14 protein-coding genes are annotated in these 15,224 nt (G+C 72.1%); all 14 read left to right on the top strand.

The annotated features are described in order from the left end of the window. The first annotated feature begins 8 nt into the window (after positions 1 to 8). The 14 genes from ACZ7GX_RS36440 (at position 9) to ACZ7GX_RS36375 (ending at position 15,031) form a co-directional block, all read left to right on the top strand. On the top strand, positions 9 to 1,478 hold the full coding sequence (locus tag ACZ7GX_RS36440; protein ID WP_498783704.1) for an NAD(P)/FAD-dependent oxidoreductase: 1,470 nt from the start codon (positions 9 to 11) through the stop codon (positions 1,476 to 1,478). Beyond that, a complete protein-coding gene (locus ACZ7GX_RS36435) occupies positions 1,471 to 1,746 on the top strand; it encodes a phosphopantetheine-binding protein (protein ID WP_498783702.1) in 276 nt (91 codons plus the stop codon). The genes ACZ7GX_RS36440 and ACZ7GX_RS36435 overlap by 8 nt, the downstream gene beginning before the upstream one ends. After that, complete coding sequence (locus tag ACZ7GX_RS36430; protein ID WP_498783701.1) at positions 1,743 to 2,687, top strand: hypothetical protein; 945 nt, start codon at positions 1,743 to 1,745, stop codon at positions 2,685 to 2,687. The genes ACZ7GX_RS36435 and ACZ7GX_RS36430 overlap by 4 nt, the downstream gene beginning before the upstream one ends. Continuing rightward, on the top strand, positions 2,684 to 3,691 hold the full coding sequence (locus tag ACZ7GX_RS36425) for an LLM class flavin-dependent oxidoreductase (protein ID WP_498783699.1): 1,008 nt from the start codon (positions 2,684 to 2,686) through the stop codon (positions 3,689 to 3,691). Before ACZ7GX_RS36430 ends, ACZ7GX_RS36425 begins: the two co-directional genes overlap by 4 nt. Continuing rightward, positions 3,688 to 5,790: an aminodeoxychorismate synthase component I gene (gene pabB, locus ACZ7GX_RS36420; protein ID WP_498783697.1), complete on the top strand. Its 2,103-nt coding sequence runs from the start codon at positions 3,688 to 3,690 to the stop codon at positions 5,788 to 5,790. Before ACZ7GX_RS36425 ends, pabB begins: the two co-directional genes overlap by 4 nt. After that, on the top strand, positions 5,783 to 6,958 hold the full coding sequence (locus ACZ7GX_RS36415; protein ID WP_498783695.1) for a beta-ketoacyl-[acyl-carrier-protein] synthase family protein: 1,176 nt from the start codon (positions 5,783 to 5,785) through the stop codon (positions 6,956 to 6,958). The genes pabB and ACZ7GX_RS36415 overlap by 8 nt, the downstream gene beginning before the upstream one ends. Positions 6,959 to 6,970: 12 nt before the next feature. Next, positions 6,971 to 8,371 (top strand): class I adenylate-forming enzyme family protein, encoded by a 1,401-nt coding sequence (locus tag ACZ7GX_RS36410; RefSeq protein WP_498783693.1) that lies wholly within the window; start codon positions 6,971 to 6,973, stop codon positions 8,369 to 8,371. Next, positions 8,368 to 9,045: a methyltransferase gene (locus tag ACZ7GX_RS36405; protein WP_498783690.1), complete on the top strand. Its 678-nt coding sequence runs from the start codon at positions 8,368 to 8,370 to the stop codon at positions 9,043 to 9,045. Before ACZ7GX_RS36410 ends, ACZ7GX_RS36405 begins: the two co-directional genes overlap by 4 nt. Next, complete coding sequence (locus tag ACZ7GX_RS36400; RefSeq protein WP_498783688.1) at positions 9,042 to 9,803, top strand: ketosynthase; 762 nt, start codon at positions 9,042 to 9,044, stop codon at positions 9,801 to 9,803. The genes ACZ7GX_RS36405 and ACZ7GX_RS36400 overlap by 4 nt, the downstream gene beginning before the upstream one ends. After that, positions 9,803 to 11,338, top strand: coding sequence for an amino acid adenylation domain-containing protein (locus ACZ7GX_RS36395; protein WP_498783686.1), 1,536 nt, complete (start codon positions 9,803 to 9,805; stop codon positions 11,336 to 11,338). The genes ACZ7GX_RS36400 and ACZ7GX_RS36395 overlap by 1 nt, the downstream gene beginning before the upstream one ends. 43 nt (positions 11,339 to 11,381) lie before the next feature. Continuing rightward, complete coding sequence (locus ACZ7GX_RS36390) at positions 11,382 to 12,641, top strand: MFS transporter (protein WP_498783684.1); 1,260 nt, start codon at positions 11,382 to 11,384, stop codon at positions 12,639 to 12,641. 456 nt (positions 12,642 to 13,097) lie between these two features. Next, complete coding sequence (locus ACZ7GX_RS36385) at positions 13,098 to 13,301, top strand: hypothetical protein (RefSeq protein ID WP_498783682.1); 204 nt, start codon at positions 13,098 to 13,100, stop codon at positions 13,299 to 13,301. Between the two features lie 235 nt (positions 13,302 to 13,536). Beyond that, complete coding sequence (locus ACZ7GX_RS36380) at positions 13,537 to 14,670, top strand: lycopene cyclase family protein (RefSeq protein ID WP_498783680.1); 1,134 nt, start codon at positions 13,537 to 13,539, stop codon at positions 14,668 to 14,670. A gap of 85 nt (positions 14,671 to 14,755) precedes the next feature. After that, on the top strand, positions 14,756 to 15,031 hold the full coding sequence (locus tag ACZ7GX_RS36375; protein WP_498783678.1) for a hypothetical protein: 276 nt from the start codon (positions 14,756 to 14,758) through the stop codon (positions 15,029 to 15,031). Positions 15,032 to 15,224 lie beyond the last annotated feature (193 nt).

The following is a 15,224-nucleotide window of genomic DNA, read 5'->3' as shown; positions in this document are numbered from 1 at the left end:
GTAGTCGCGTGCCGCACGGAGGTGCCGTCTCGGACGGCGGTAGCTACGACGTGGTCGTGGTAGGCAATGGCGTGCTCGGCCTGTCCCTGGGTCTGAGCCTGGTCCGCCGCGGCGTTTCGGTGGCGGTGGTGGGTGAGCGGTCGCGCCCGTACGCGGCGTCGGTGGCCGCCGGGGCGATGCTCGGATGCTTCGGCGAGGTCACCTCCTCGCTGCTGGCCAGCAGCGAGGGCCGGCGGAAGCTCGACCTCGGCGTGGAGGCGCAGCAGCTGTGGCCGCGGTGGCTCGAAGAGCTGACGTCGGACACCGGCGACAACGCCGCCGACCTGGTCACGGCCGACGGCACGGTGGTCATCCTCAACACCGTCGGCGTGGCCGGCATCGACAGCGCGAACTTCCAGGCCATCCAGAGCGCGCTCACCACCTACGAGCAGAAGCACGAAGAGCTCGACGTGGACGACATCGCCTGGCTCTCGCCCGACGCCGCCTCAAGGCCCTTGCGCGCCCTGTTCATCCCCGACGAGCACGCGATCGACTCGGCCGCGCTGCTCACCACCCTTGAGGCGGCCTTCCTCGCCCGGGGCGGGGTGCTCGTCGACGGCTCCGTCACCGCACTGGATCACCTCGCCGGGCGGGCCCGCGGCGTCGTCCTCGCCTCCGGTGCGGCGCTGTCCGGCGGTGAGGTCGTGCTCGCCGCGGGGGCCGCTTCGCAGGCCGTCGTTGGGAGCGTTCCCGGACTTGCGGAGCGGATGCCGCCGCTGATCTCCGGCTACGGCCTCTCGATGCTTCTGTCGGCTCCCGAGTCACCGGGGCCCCGCCACGTCATCCGCACGCCGAACCGCGCCTTCGCCTGCGGCCTGCACCTGGTCCCGAGGAACGCGACCGAGGTGTACGTCGGGGCGACCAACGTCATCTCGGCCGCGCCGGTGAGCACGCCGGTGATCCGGGACGTGCAGTTCCTCCTCGACTGCGCGGCACGGCAGTTGCACCGGGACTTCTGGACGGCGGGCGTCAACCGGATCCAGGTGGGGAACCGGCCCGTGGCACTCGACGGCTTCCCGCTGATCGGTGCGGCCATGCCCGGACTGTGGATGCTGACCGGCACCTATCGCGACGGTCTGCACCTCTCCCCGTTGCTGGCCGCGGAGCTGACCGCCAGGATCCTCGGCGATGAGCCGCGTGCGGACCTCGCCCCCTTCGAGCCGGTGCGCGCTCCGATCCAGCCGGCGAGCCGCCGCGAGATCGTCGAGTCCTCGGTCACCCACATGGTCGCCACCGGCTACGAGCACGACTGGAGGGTCCCGGTCGAGTGGCCGCGCACCATGGAGCACAGCCTGCGCATGGAGTTCTCGCGGTTCGCCGAGATGATCCACCCGCGGTTCACGCCGCCCCCGGAGATCCTCGCGGCCGCGCGCTACGCGCCCGAACTGGTGGGGATGCTCCGGAAGTTCTACGGCAACCGGCAGGCCGCTGGTGTCTGAGGGGTCCGAGATCACCGCGCTGAACCCGGACTTCGAGGCGGTGCTGAGGGAGTGCATGGCCGGCCAGCTCCCGCCCGGCACGACGCTGCACGAGGACAGCGACCTGACGGCGTTCGGGATGGATTCGCTCACCGTCGTGCGGCTCCTGGTGACCATCGAGGACACCTTCGGGGTGGTGATCCCCGACGAGATGATCGCCTTCGAGATCTTCTCCTCGCCCGGCTCCCTCTGGAACCTGATCTCCGACTCGCGGGAGGACTCCGGGTGAACGCCGACCTGCTCCGGGTCATCGCCGACCGGGCACGGCTCGTGCCCGACCGGCACCGCGTCTTCGACCAGGACGCTTCGGTCGTCCAGCGGGTGTTCCGGATCGGTGCGCCGGTCCTGTCAGCGCTCCTCGACCTCGGGTTCCCGCACCGCACGTCGGGCGAGGAGCAGTACTTCGACGAGCTCGACCTGGCCAACGCCTCCCTGGCCCTGCGCCTGCCCTCGCCCCGCTACCTCGCCATGCGACGATGGCCCGACGTGCTGCGCGCGGTGGTGGACAACCGCCCGTTCCGGTATGACGTCGAAGTCGCGGCCGAGTGCGAGTCCCCCGACCCCGGCCACCGGTGCGACTTCCGTCCGCGCGCCGAGGCGCTGGTCCTCGGGGCGAGCCCTTCCGGCGCGGCCGGGGAGTTCACGCTGAGCCTGGAGGTCGGCGCCACCGGGCGTGCCGCCGACGCCCCGCCGGAGCTGGGGCGGCTCTTCGCCGAGGTGTCCGGGTTCGAGTTCTACTTCCTGCCCGAGGCCCTGCGCCGCGACCTCTCGTTCCTGGCCGAGACCTCGCTGGCCGACTGCGAACTGGCCACCTGGTTCCTCGTCCGGCGGGCGACGGAGGAGCAGTGGGAGGCCCGGCGCAGCTTCGGGCTGCTGCTGTCCAGCCCCTACTCGTTGGAACACTACTGGCCCGAGATCAGGCTGGACGGGGCCTGGACCGCTTTCGACCCCCACCTGATCAACAGCCTGGTCCGCTGGGAGGTGTTGGCGCCGGACGAGGTCTCGGCCGAACAGGCCCTGAACTCGGCCTTCTGCCGCGTCGCGGAGGACTGGATCTCCCTGGTGGAGGATGCGGGACAACCGGCGCGGATCTCCCTGCTCACCCGACGCCGACCGCTGGCCGGCAGCTCCCCGGCCGCGACCACCCCCGGTCAGGAGGTGGCCCGATGAGCCGACCACGCAGCGGGATCACCCTCTTCGGCACCTGTCCTCCCTCGGTCGAGGAGCACGGCGCGGACTACCTGCGGCGGGTCCGCGAGGTGGCGGGCTGGAGCGACCGCGCGGGGTACGAAGGGGTCCTGGTCTACACGGACAACCGGTCGGTCGACCCGTGGCTGATCGCGCAGACCATCATCCAGGCCACCGCGCGACTGGCTCCGCTGGTCGCCGTGCAGCCGGCGTACATGCACCCGTTCACCGCCGCGAAGCTCGTGGCCGGTTTGGCGTACCTGCACCGCCGCCGCGTCGACTTGAACATGGTCGCGGGCGGGTTCACCGGGGATCTGCGGGCGATGGGTGACGACCTCGCCCACGACGACCGCTACGACCGGGCTGTCGAGTACTCCCTGATCATGAGGCGGCTGCTCGCCTCCCGGGAACCGGTGACCTTCGAGGGCGCTTACTACTCCGTGACCGGGCTGCGCCTCGAGACCGCGCTCCCGGCCGAGCTGGCTCCCCGGTTCCTGTTCTCCGGCTCCTCCGCGGCCGGGATGGCCGCCGCGCGGGCCGCCTCGGCGACGGCTGTCTCCTACCCGGAGGAACCGGGGAAGCAGGTCGCGGCCGATCCGTCGATCCCCCAGGGCCTGCGCATCGGGGTGATCACCCGGCCGACGTCGGCCGAGGCGTGGGACGTCGCCCTCGCGCGTTTCCCCGAGGACCGCGCCGGGCAGGTCAGCCACCGGCTCGCCATGTCGCGCTCGGACTCGCAGTGGCACCGGCAACTCGCCGAGGCTGCCGATCACCACGACACGTACTGGATGCGGCCGTTCAAGAACTACCGGACCTTCTGCCCGTACCTGGTCGGTGACTACGCCGCGGTCGGGCACGAGATCGGGCGCTACCTCGACCTCGGCTACACCACGCTGATCCTGGACACCCCGGCGGAGGAACAAGACCTGGAGCACATCGCGGCGGCCTTGGACATCGCCCGGAACCGCGCCGAGGAGCACGTATGAGGACTTTGCTCATAGACAACTACGATTCCTTCTCGTACAACCTGGCGCACTACCTGGGTGAGGTCAACGGAGTCGAGCCCACGGTCATCCGCAACGACGAGCCAGGGTGGCGGCCGGAGCACCTCGACGCGTTCGACAACGTCGTCATCTCGCCGGGTCCGGGTACACCGGGTGTCCCGGCCGATTTCGGCATCTGCCGCGACGTCGTCACCTCGGGCCGGATCCCGCTGCTCGGCGTCTGCCTCGGGCACCAGGGCATCGCGATGCTGGGCGGCGGGTCGATCGCGCTGGCCCCGGAGCCCCGGCACGGCCGCAAGTCGCTCGTCCGGCACGACGGCACCGGGTTGTTCGCCGGCATCCCGACGCAGTACGAGGTCGTGCGCTACCACTCGTGGGTGGTCGACCGCCTCTCGGACGACCTCGATCCGATCGCCTGGACGCCCGACGGGGTGCTGATGGCATTACGCCATCGCCACCGCCCTCAGTGGGGGGTGCAGTTCCATCCCGAGTCCATCGCGACGGAGCACGGTCATCGCCTGCTGGCCAACTTCGCGGAGCTGAGCCAGGACTGGAACCGGCGGCACGGCCGAACCGTCCGCCCGGGACCCCCGCAGCCGGTGTCCGCGCCGCGCGTGGACACCGACCAGCGGGTGACGTACCGCCTGCTGGTCGAGCAGCTTCCGACCGACCGTGCCCCGGAGCAGGTCTACGAGGAGCTCTTCCTCGACCGGCCGTTCGCGTTCTGGCTGGACAGCAGCCGTCCCGATCCGCGTCTCGGCCGCTTCTCCGTGCTCGGGGCGGCCGAGAGCCCCACGTCGGAGGTCGTCACGGCCGATGTCGCGCAGGGCACGGTCACCGTGCGGGCGGGAGACGGCACCCGCGACGAGACCCGGCCGTTCCTGGACTGGCTCGACGACCGCCTCAAGAACTCGGAAGTCGTCGGCGGCGAGAGCCTGCCGTTCGACTTCCGCGGCGGCTGGGTGGGCTACCTGGGCTACGAGCTCAAGGCCCAGTGCGGCGCCCGCTCGCGCCACCGTTCCGAGCACCCGGACGCGTCGCTGATCTTCGCGGACCGGTACGTGGTGTTCGACCACGGCACCCTGACGACGTACCTGGTCGCCCTGCACACGGGCGACGAGGCACCGGCCCGGGACTGGCTGGCCGACACCCGCGCGCGGATCGAGGCGATCCCAGGTGCTCCCGGACGCTCGCCGGCGCGCCCGGAGCCGGTCACCGAGTCGCTGTCCCTGCGCCACGACCGAGACACCTACCTGGACCTCATCGAGTCCTGCCAGCGCGCCATCACCGCCGGCGAGAGCTACGAGGTCTGCCTGACCAACATGCTCAGCGCTGACTGCACGCTGGACGTGTGGGCCGCGTACACCTCGCTGCGCCGTGACAACCCGGGCCCTTTCGGGGCGCTGCTGCGCATGGGTGAGCTGTCGGTGCTGAGCACCTCGCCCGAGCGCTTCCTGCGCATCGACGGCGAGGGGCGCGTGGAAGCCCGGCCGATCAAGGGCACGCGCTCCCGGTCGAGCTCGCCCCAGGAGGACCGCCGGCTCCGCGAGGACCTGGCGACCTCCGAGAAGGACCAAGCCGAGAACCTCATGATCGTCGACCTGCTCCGCAACGACCTGGCCCAGGTGGCGGTGACCGGCTCGGTCGCGGTCCCGGAGCTGTTCGTCGTCGAGTCCTACACGACGGTCCACCAGCTGATCAGCACCGTGACGGCGCGGTTGCGCCCCGACCGCAGCCCGGTCGACTGCGTTCGGGCCGCGTTCCCCGGCGGATCGATGACCGGGGCGCCGAAGCTGCGCACCATGGAGATCATCGACGAGCTGGAGGACGGGCCCCGCGGCATCTACTCGGGCGTGATCGGGTACTTCTCGCTGTCGGGCAGCGTCGACCTGAGCATCGCCATCCGCACGCTGGTGGCACAGCCGGGTCGCATCAGCTACGGCGTCGGCGGCGCGATCGTGGCCATGTCCGACCCGGCCGCGGAGTACGAGGAGACCGCGGTCAAGGCCACTCCGCTGCTCACCCTGCTCGACGCGCGCTTCCCGGAACGCGACACGGCGAAGGCGACGAGCGATGTCTGAGCCCGTGGCGATCACCGGCATCGGGGTGTGCACGGCTTTCGGCGCGGGCGTGGATGCCGTGCGGCGCGGGGTCTTCGGGGGTGAGGCGGCGTTCGCGCCGGTGACCCGCTTCGACACCACCCCCTACCACAACCGGTTCGCGGCCACCCTGCCTGACGACCACGCGGTCTGGGCGTCCGGCGCTCCCACGCAGCTGGGCCTTCTGCGTGCCTGCGCGCACGAGGCCCTCGACGGCGCGCGAACCCGCGCACGGGGAGCGCCCTTCCTGCTCGGGACGCTGGGTGACCGGTCAGCGGTCCTGGAGTTCTGGCGAGCCGAAGAGCGCGGAGACCGGTGGGAGGACGACCGGCTCGGCACCAGCGCGCCCGCCGCGCTGGCCGCCGACTTGGCGCAGGAGCTCGGCTTCGGCCCGTCGCCGATGGCGTTCAGCAACGCCTGCACCTCCTCGACCACCGCGGTGGCCTACGGCGCCCAGCTGATCCGCTCGGGGCAGGCCGACCTCGTCGTCTGCGGTGGCTCGTACACGGTGTCGGAGGACATCTTCTCGAAGTTCGACGCAGGCGGCGCGTTCAGCGACAGCGGCGTGGTCCGCCCGTTCTCCCGGCAACGCGACGGCATGCTGCACGGCGACGGGGCCGCGGTCCTGGTGCTGGAGTCCGTGCGGTCGGCGCGCCGTCGCGGGGCGACGACGCTCGCGTTGCTGCGCGGGTGGGGGATGTCCGCGGACGCGCACCACCCCATCCAGCCCGATCCCGCCGGCCGCGGCATGGCGCGGGCCATGCGCGCGGCGCTACGCGTCGCCGGGTGCTCCCCGGACGACGTCGGCTACGTGAACGCGCACGGCACCGGCACGCCGGTCAACGACAAGGCCGAGACCGCGGCGGTGCACGACGTGTTCGCCGCCCGCGCGGGCGCGGTCCCGGTGAGCTCCACCAAGGGCGCCACCGGGCACATGCTGGAGGCCACCGGGGCGGTCGAGGCCGTGATCACCGTGCTGTCCCTGCGGGACCAGCGGATCCCGCCCACCGCCGGCTACCTCGACCCGGACCCGGAATGCGCCCTGGACTGCGTGCCCAACCGGGGCCGAGCCGCCGAACTGAAGTACGCGCTGTCGCTCAACGCGGCCTTCGGGGGAGCGAATGCCGCCCTGCTGTTCAGTACCGAGTGAAAGCAGACGCCGATGACATCCACGCCGCAGTGGTGGGGCGCGAACCTGCTGGAGAACGCCGACCCCGCCGCCGTGTTCGCCCGCATCGAGGGCGCCGTGACCCACGGCGAGCTGGCGGCCCGGGTGAGCGACCACGGCCGCCGCTTCGCCTCCGAGGGCATCGGCGCCGGCCGGTCGGTGGCCCTGTACCTGCCGCCGAGCTTCACGCTGATCGAGGTGCTGCTGGCGCTCTGGTCGCGCGGGGCGACGGTCGTCCTCATCGACTCACGGCACACCGCCTCGGAGTTGAGCCGGCTGCTGGAGCTGAGCCGCCCGCAGACCCTGGTGACGGCCCCGGCCGAGGTGATCGACTCGGCGCCGCCGGAGGAGTGCCGGGTCGACGTCCTGGAGCTCCCGGGCGGCCGGCCCGCGACCGGTGAGCACTGCCTCATCCAGTTCAGCTCCGGGTCGACCGGCACCCCGAAGATGATCGGCCGGTCGAGCGGGTCGATCCTCGACGAGCTGGACAGGTACGCGGCGCTGCCCGGCATGCCGACGGCCGGGGAGAGGGTCCTGGTCCTCAACTCGCCCGTCCACACGATGGGCCTGATCGGCGGAATCCTGCACGCGCTCAACGTGGGAGCCGAGACGGTGCTGCCCAGCGCGCGCGGCCTGGGGACCCTGCTGCGCGGGCCGCGGGCCGCGGGCATCCACGCGATCCTGGGCGTGCCGATGCACTTCGACGTGATCTCCAGGACCAGTGCCCTGCACCTGCCCGCGCTGCGGCTCGCCGTGTCGGCCGGCGAGCTGATGAAGCAGGAGTTGTGGTCGCGGTTCCACGAGCGCCTCGGGATTCCCATCAGCCCGGTGTACGGCACCACCGAGACCGGGATCATCACGGCCGACCTGGTCACGCCCTGCCCGCCCCCGTCCGTCGGGAAGGTTCTCCAGGAGGGCCGGGTCAAGGTCGAGGACGACGAGGTCCACGTGCACGTCGGTGAGTCCCCGTACCTGGGCCCCGGCATGGAGGACCGCGTCCGGGACGGCTGGCTGCGCACCTTCGACCGGGGAGCCTTCGCCGCCGACGGACGCCTGGAGTTGCACGGTCGCGCCGACTCGCTGGTGGTGATCGGCGGCCTGAAGGTCGACCTGCGCGAGGTGGAGGTGCTGGTGAACCGTCATCCGGACGTCTCCGACGCCGTGGTGGTCCACGACTCGTCGATCAAGGCGTACGTCACGGCCCGGGAGGGCGGCGTCCAGGCCGCCGATCTCATCGCCTGGTGCCGCGAGCACCTGTCCGGCTTCAAGATCCCGAACGTCTTCGTCCTCTGCGACACCCTGCCCCGCACGGTCTCCGGAAAGGTGGTGCGGGACCCGGACGCCCTGCGGCACCATGCGGACGCGCACCGCTTCACGACGGAGGCTTCGCGGTGAACCTCGATCTGGCTACGCGCCTGGCCCGGCGACCGGCGGAGCGCACCGGGCCCATCGTCTGCTCGCTGCTGGGACGGGAATGGGACGTGCTCGACGGCGTCCACTGCCCGACCGACGACTTCTCCACGGCCTGGTTCACCTTCCGCCTCCCGTACGGCCCGGGTCCGTTCCTGGAGATGGGCTGTGGTGCGGGCGTCACCGCGGTCACCGCGGCTCTCAAGGGCAGCTCGCACGTGACGGCCGTCGACGTCAACGCCTCGGCCGTGCGCAACACCGAGCTGAACGCCCGCCGCCACGGCGTGGCCGACACCGTGCACACCGTCCACAGCGACCTGTTCGCCGAGGTGCCGGCCGGCGAGTTCGACATCATCTTCTGGAATTCGTCCTTCGTCGACGCGCCGGCGCCCGAGGGCGTGACGGAGGACCTCGCGCGGATCGTGTTCGACCCCGGCTACCTGATCCACCGGCGTTACCTCCGCGAGGCCCGGGACTTCCTGTCTCCGCGCGGACGCCTGCTGCTCGGCTTCGGCAGCCTGGGGAACCAGGACCTGCTCGGGCGCATCGCCGACGAGGCCGGGCTGCGCACGGAGGTCCTCGACACGGTGACCGTTCCCGGACCGGCCCGGCTCGAGTACTCGCTCCTCGAGTTCGTCCGGGCGAGGAGCGCCGCGTGACCGCCGATCCCGTCTTCACCGTGAAGGGCCTGAGCTGCCGGGCACCGTGGGGAGAACAGGCCGGCGGGCTTCCCGGCGCGGCGCCCGCATCGCTGCCCTCCATCCCCGGCTTCGGCCACTCCCGGTTCGGCCCGCTCGTCGTCGCCGTCGCCGGCGACTGCCTCGACCGCGCGCCCGGCGGGGCCGCGGGTGGCGAGGCGACGGCGCTCGTCCTGGTCGGCGGCCACGGTGACACCGAGACCTTGGACGGCGCGTCGCGCCGGTTGGCCGCCGACCGGCGCGTCGGTCCCTTGCTGTTCTTCCAGTCGGCGCCGACCGCGGCGCTCGGGCACCTCTGCCGTGTTCACGGCTTCTTCGGGCCCATGGCCTGCGTCTCGGCCCTCGGAACGGACCTCCTCCCGCGTGCCTTCTCCGTCGCCGACACCTTGTTGGGGCTGGAGGGGATCCGGGACGTGCTGCTGGTGGGCGCCGAGTCCGCACCCAACGCCCGGGTCACGCGGTTGGAGCTGGACGCGCCGGCGGTGCACGCCAAGGCACCCGCCTCGGAGGCGGCCTTCGCACTGCTGCTCGCCCGACCGGTCGCCGGCGACGGAGGGCTGCGCCTTCGCGTCGACGGCCACGGCCCGGTGGAGGACGCCGGGGACCTCGGCTGGCTGGACGGTGCCATGCGGCTCTGCCGGCGGGGGACGGACCTGCTGCGGCTCGGGATGGGCACCGCCACCTCGTCGGCCGGCACGTTGTCCTGGACGGAGTCATGATGCTTTACGACTGGTTCGCCGCCTCCGTCGCGCGCCACGGCACGCGGCCGGCCCTCGAGGTCGGCGGCGTACGCCTCGACTACCGGCAGCTCGCGGACATGGCGGAGTCCCTAGCGGCGCGCATCGTGCGCGAGTCGGACACCGTACCCGCGCGGATCGGTCTGCTGGCCGAGCGCAGCGTGCCCGCCTACGTGGGCTACCTCGCCATCCAGCGGCTGGGCAGATCCGTCGTCCCGCTCAACCCGGCCTTCCCGGAGGCGAGGACCCGGCACATGGTGGCGGCGTCGGGCGCCGGCCTCGTCCTGGCCGACCCCCGGTCGACGGTCCCGAGTCTCGACGGGATCCGCACGCTGACCCCAGACCCGGCACCGGACCCGGCGGGGCTGCCGCCGGTGCCGCCGCTGGCCGACGCGCCCGAGTCGGAGGCATACCTGCTGTTCACCTCGGGTTCGACCGGCACGCCCAAGGGGGTGCCGATCCGGCATCGCCACGTCTCCGCCTTCCTGGAAGCGGTCCGGGGCAGGTACGGCCTCGTTCCCGGCTCCCGCTGCTCGCAGACCTTCGACCTCACCTTCGACCTGTCGGTGTTCGACCTGTTCGCGGTCTGGTCCGCGGGCGCCACCGTGGTCGTGGCGAGCCGCAACGACCTGCTGCGGCCAGTGCGGTTCGTCGTCGACAACGCCCTCACCCACTGGTTCTCGGTGCCGTCGGCGATCAGCCGGGCGCAGGCAGGCGGACGGCTGACGCCGGACAGCATGCCGTCGCTGCGGCACAGCCTGTTCTGCGGCGAGCAGCTCACCTGGCAGCAGGCCCGGGCCTGGAAGGCGGCCGCCCCCGCGAGCACGCTGACCAACCTGTACGGGCCGACGGAACTCACGATCAGCTGCAGCGACTTCGTCGTGCCCCCGGATCCCGCCGACTGGCCGTCCTCACCTCACGGCGTCGTGCCCATCGGTCTGCCCTACCGGGGGCTCGACCACGCGATCCTCGACGGATCCGGCCGCCCGGCCGCGGAGGGCGAGCTGTGCGTCCGGGGGCCGCAGCGCTTCTCCGGCTACCTGGACCCGATGGCCAACACCGGCCGGTTCCACCCCGAGGCCGAGGCGGGGGACCCGGTGGTCGCGCCGGACCGCTGGTACCGAACCGGGGACCGGGTGACGCTGCGCGACGGCACGCTGAACTTCCTCGGGCGGACCGACCAGCAGGTCAAGATCAACGGGTACCGGGTGGAGCTGGGCGAGGTCGAGGCGGCGCTGCGGGCCCTCGCGGGCGTGGCGGACGCCGTCGCCGTGGTGTGCCACGACACGGCCGACGCGCTCGGGCTCTACGCGGTCTGCGTGGCACCGGACCGCGATCCAACCGACGTCCGCGCCGAACTGGCCCGCGATCTGCCGCCGTACATGGTGCCCCGGCGGGTCCTGGTCGTCGCAGAGCTTCCTCGCAACACCAACGGCAAGGTGGACCGCCGAGCCGCGTCGGCCCTTGTCAGCACCGAAATTGCCTCGACAGTGCTCCAACGACCAGCCACTGGATGAACGTCCAGCAACCACTCATCTCGACGACGGGGAGTCTCGTTCAATGCTCGGCCAATACCGACGGCTGTTCTCCGCGGAAGGCAGTGTGGCCTTCACGCTCACCGGAATCCTCGCCCGTCTGCCCATGGGAATGTTCGGTATCAGCGTCGTGCTCCTCGTGGCTGATACCCGCGGCTCCTACGCCGTGGCCGGGGGCGTGTCGGCGGTAGGTCTCGTCGGCGTCGCCATCTGCGCGCCGATCGTCGGGCGGCTGGTCGACCGGTACGGGCAAGCCCGGGTCGCCGTCCCGGCCACCGTGATCTCGGTGGTCGCGTGCACCGGCACGGTCCTGTGCGCCGTGTACGGCGCACCGGTCTGGACGCTCCACGTCACGTACTTCCTCTCCGCCGGCGTCCCGTTCGTGGGTACCATGGCCCGTGCCCGCTGGGTGCGCATCTACCAGGGGCAGCCGGACATGCTGCACGCGGCCAACTCCTTCGAGCGGACCGTCGACGAGATCGTCTTCATCTCCGGTCCGGCCGTGGCCGCACTGCTGTGCGGTGCGATCGGTCCCGCCGCCGGGCTGACCGCGGCCAACGCGTTGCTCTTGGTGGGCACCCTGCTCTTCGCCGCCCAGCGCAAGACGGAGCCCGCACCGCTGAAGTCCGACGAAGGCGAGCCGCGCCGCCGGCTGCGCGTGCCCGGGATCAGCGCCGCGGTCTCCCTGTTCCCCGTCCTCGGGTTGTCCGCGGGTGCCATGGAGGTCACCACGGTCGCGTATGTCGCCCTGCAGGGTTCCCGGTCGTTCTCCGGCGTGTTCCTGGCCCTCATCGGTCTCGGCTCGACCCTGTCCGGTTTGTACTTCGGCACGCGCAAGCTCAAGGGCGACACGCGCCGACGCACCCTCGCGCTCTCGGCCATCCTCTGCGTCTGCCTGCTGCCCGTCCCCCTGGTCATCGGTGGCAACCTGCTGCTGTTCGGGGTGTGGACGTTCATCGTTGGTGCGGCGTTGGCGCCGACGATGATCACGAGCATGGGGCTGCTGCAGGAGTTGACGCCGGAGGAGCGGATGAACGAGGGCATGGCTCTCGCGGACGCCGGCGTGGTGGTCGGCATGGCCGGCGGCGCGGCGGTCGGCGGACTGCTCGTCACCCACTACGGAGGCACGTCCGGCTTCCTGATCCCGACCGCCGCCGGTGTGCTCGCGCTGCTGATCGCGGGGGCCGGTGTCCGGTGGTGGAAAGCCGGCGAGCCGGCGCCGGTGCTCGAGCCCGCGGAGTCGCCGGGTGCCGAGCTGACCAAGCTCTCAGAAGGGAAACCGTGACGACCACGACCGGTGTCGGCCGGCGGTGGCCGCTGGGCCACCGCCGCCACGTCGGCGACTGAACCCCGGGCACCGGGCCGACGGTGACCGCCGCGAGGTCGGCGCTGGAGCCTGTCCGCGAAGCGGGTGGTGCTCATTTGCTCTGATTTGCGCAGCACCTGCTCGTCGGGTGCACGGCGGCCGGTACGCCACCGGGACGGGCCGCGGCACGCCATTGGTCGATCATCGCGTTGAGCGTCTCCCGCGCGTCCGGCGAGGGGCGCGGCGCTCGGGGGCCAGCCCGGAGTCCAGCCCCAGGGCGAGCGTGCGCGAGGCTTCACGCAGCCGCCGCTCGTCCTGCGGCAGGGGCCCGCCGTACAGGGCGCAGACGGCTCGCAGCGCCAAGGGTTCGGCCACGTCGGTTAGCCTGCTGGTCGGTGACCTGGCCGGATGGCTGGACACCAAGAGTCAGGTCCGGTGGCGCGGCACCGAGACCCGCTCGCCGGCCGCCGTGGTCGACGCGTCGGCAAGGCTGTGACCGTGCTCGGCGTGCCGCAGCGCGCCACCTGGGAACGCCTGCCGGGCGTGACCGACACCGATGTGCAGCGCTGGGCCGAGATGCCGGTGACCTCGGACGGTCACGGACTGCCGGCCGACGTCCTCGCCCGCGCTACAGGGTGATCCAGCTCAAGCCGATGCGTTGCCATCACGTCGCACGACGTCCGGCGAATCGGCCAACTCACTACTCTGGCGACACCTGGTAGCCGTCGAAAGCGCCACCCTCACACCAGAAGGGGTCGGAGTCGGAGCCGGAGTGGGTGACTGCACCGCCCCCAACTCGCACTGTTCCGGTGAGATCGTCTCCGCCGCTGCGGGGCCGGCTGCGACCGGCACGTCCGACGGTCACGATGGGACGGTGAGCGATCCTCTCGTCATCGCCGGGGGCGGTATGAGCGGCCTGACCCTGGCCGCTTACCTGGCGCCCGCACCGGTGGTTGTCTTCGACGACGGGCACAGACCCGTCGAGGCGATGTCGTGGGCCTCTTGGAGCGACCGGCCCGGCCTGCTCGACGCCGCGGTGTCCCGGCGGTTCGACCGGATCCGCGTGCACGTCGCCGGACGGACGCGGGTGCTCGGCCTCGGCCGCTACCGGTACAGGGTGGTGCGCGGTGCCGATCTCGTGCGGGTGGTCCGGGGGATCGCCCCGGCCTGCCGGTTCCACCGGGGCCACGTGGACCGGATCGAGGACGGGCGGCTCGTCGTGGACGGCACGCCGATGGCGGCGGCCTGGGTGTTCGACAGCGTGCTGGGTGTTGACGCGACGGTTGACGCCAGGCTCACGTTCCGCGGCTGGCACGTCCGGGTCGAACGACCGGTGTTCGACCCGGACGTGCCGACCCTGTTCGACTTCCGCACTCCGCAGCTCGGCGGTGCGAGCTTCGTCTACGTGCTGCCCGTCGACGCGCACCGGGCCCTGGTCGAGCACACGTCGTTCGTCGCACCGGACGCCACCGTGCCGCGCCAGGACGACGCGCTGGCTGAGTACCTGGACCTCCTGGGCGCCGACGACTACGCGGTCGAGCGCCTGGAAGCCGCGACCTTGCCGCTCTCCGCGCGCGCCACACCCCGGCGGCACGGCGACGTGCTGACCATCGGCGCCAAGGGTGGCCTGCTCAAAGCCTCGACCGGCTACGCCTACCAGCGCGTTCAACGCGACAGCGCGGCCATCGCCCGGTCGCTGCGCCGGCACGGCCACCCGTTCGACCTGCCCGAGCCGCCGAGGCGGTTCCGGCTCTACGACGGCACTCTGCTCGACGTCATCACCGGGCGGCCCGCCGAACTGGAACGGGCGTTCGCCGCCGTCTTCCTGCACACCACCGCCGAACCCGGGCTGCGGTTCCTGGACGAGCGCACGTCCCTCGCGCAGGAGATGCGGCTGTTCGCCGCCATGCCGAAGGCCACCTACCTGGCGGCCGTGCGCCGACGGCTCGGCGCTCCGGCGCCGCGAGGCGCGGCAGCGCTCGACAGGTGTCCTGACGACGAAGCGTGAGGTCCGGCGTGTTCGTCCAGCCGATGGCCGAGGGCGGGCGGGAACTGCTCGTCGGCGTGGTGACCGACCCCGGTTCGGGCCGCTCGTGGTGACCGGTCCGGGTGGTGTGGACACCGACCTGCTCGACGACCGGGCCGTCGCGCTCGCACCGCTGACCGAAGCGGACGTGGACGACATGCCGCAGGGGTTCCGCGCCGCACCGAAGGTGTTCCGGGAGCACGGCGAAGCGGCCGTGCGCGAGGTGCTGCCGCGCCCGACACCATGCCCGCCGCCGCGCCGGGGCCGCGTGTGCCGACCACGAGCAGGTCCGCGTTCCCGGCACCCTCGGCGAGGGCGTCGGAGGCCCCGTGGGTCGTGGTGACCTCCACGACCGACGGGGCTGCCGGCACGTCGGCGCGGGCCTCCTCGACGATCGCGTGCAACTCCTGCCCGGGGTGCCGCCGGCGCGGCACCTCGGCGTAGGGCGTGTCCGCCGGGTCATGATCGGGTTTTGTCTGGTGCGGCTCGGATCCAGTCGATGGTCTCGACGATGTCGTTGGTGGCCTGCCAGTGCA

This window comes from Actinosynnema sp. NPDC037264 (assembly GCF_055603705.1).
Note: the sequence above shows the minus strand (reverse complement) of the source record. Positions and strands in the feature narration are given on the sequence as shown.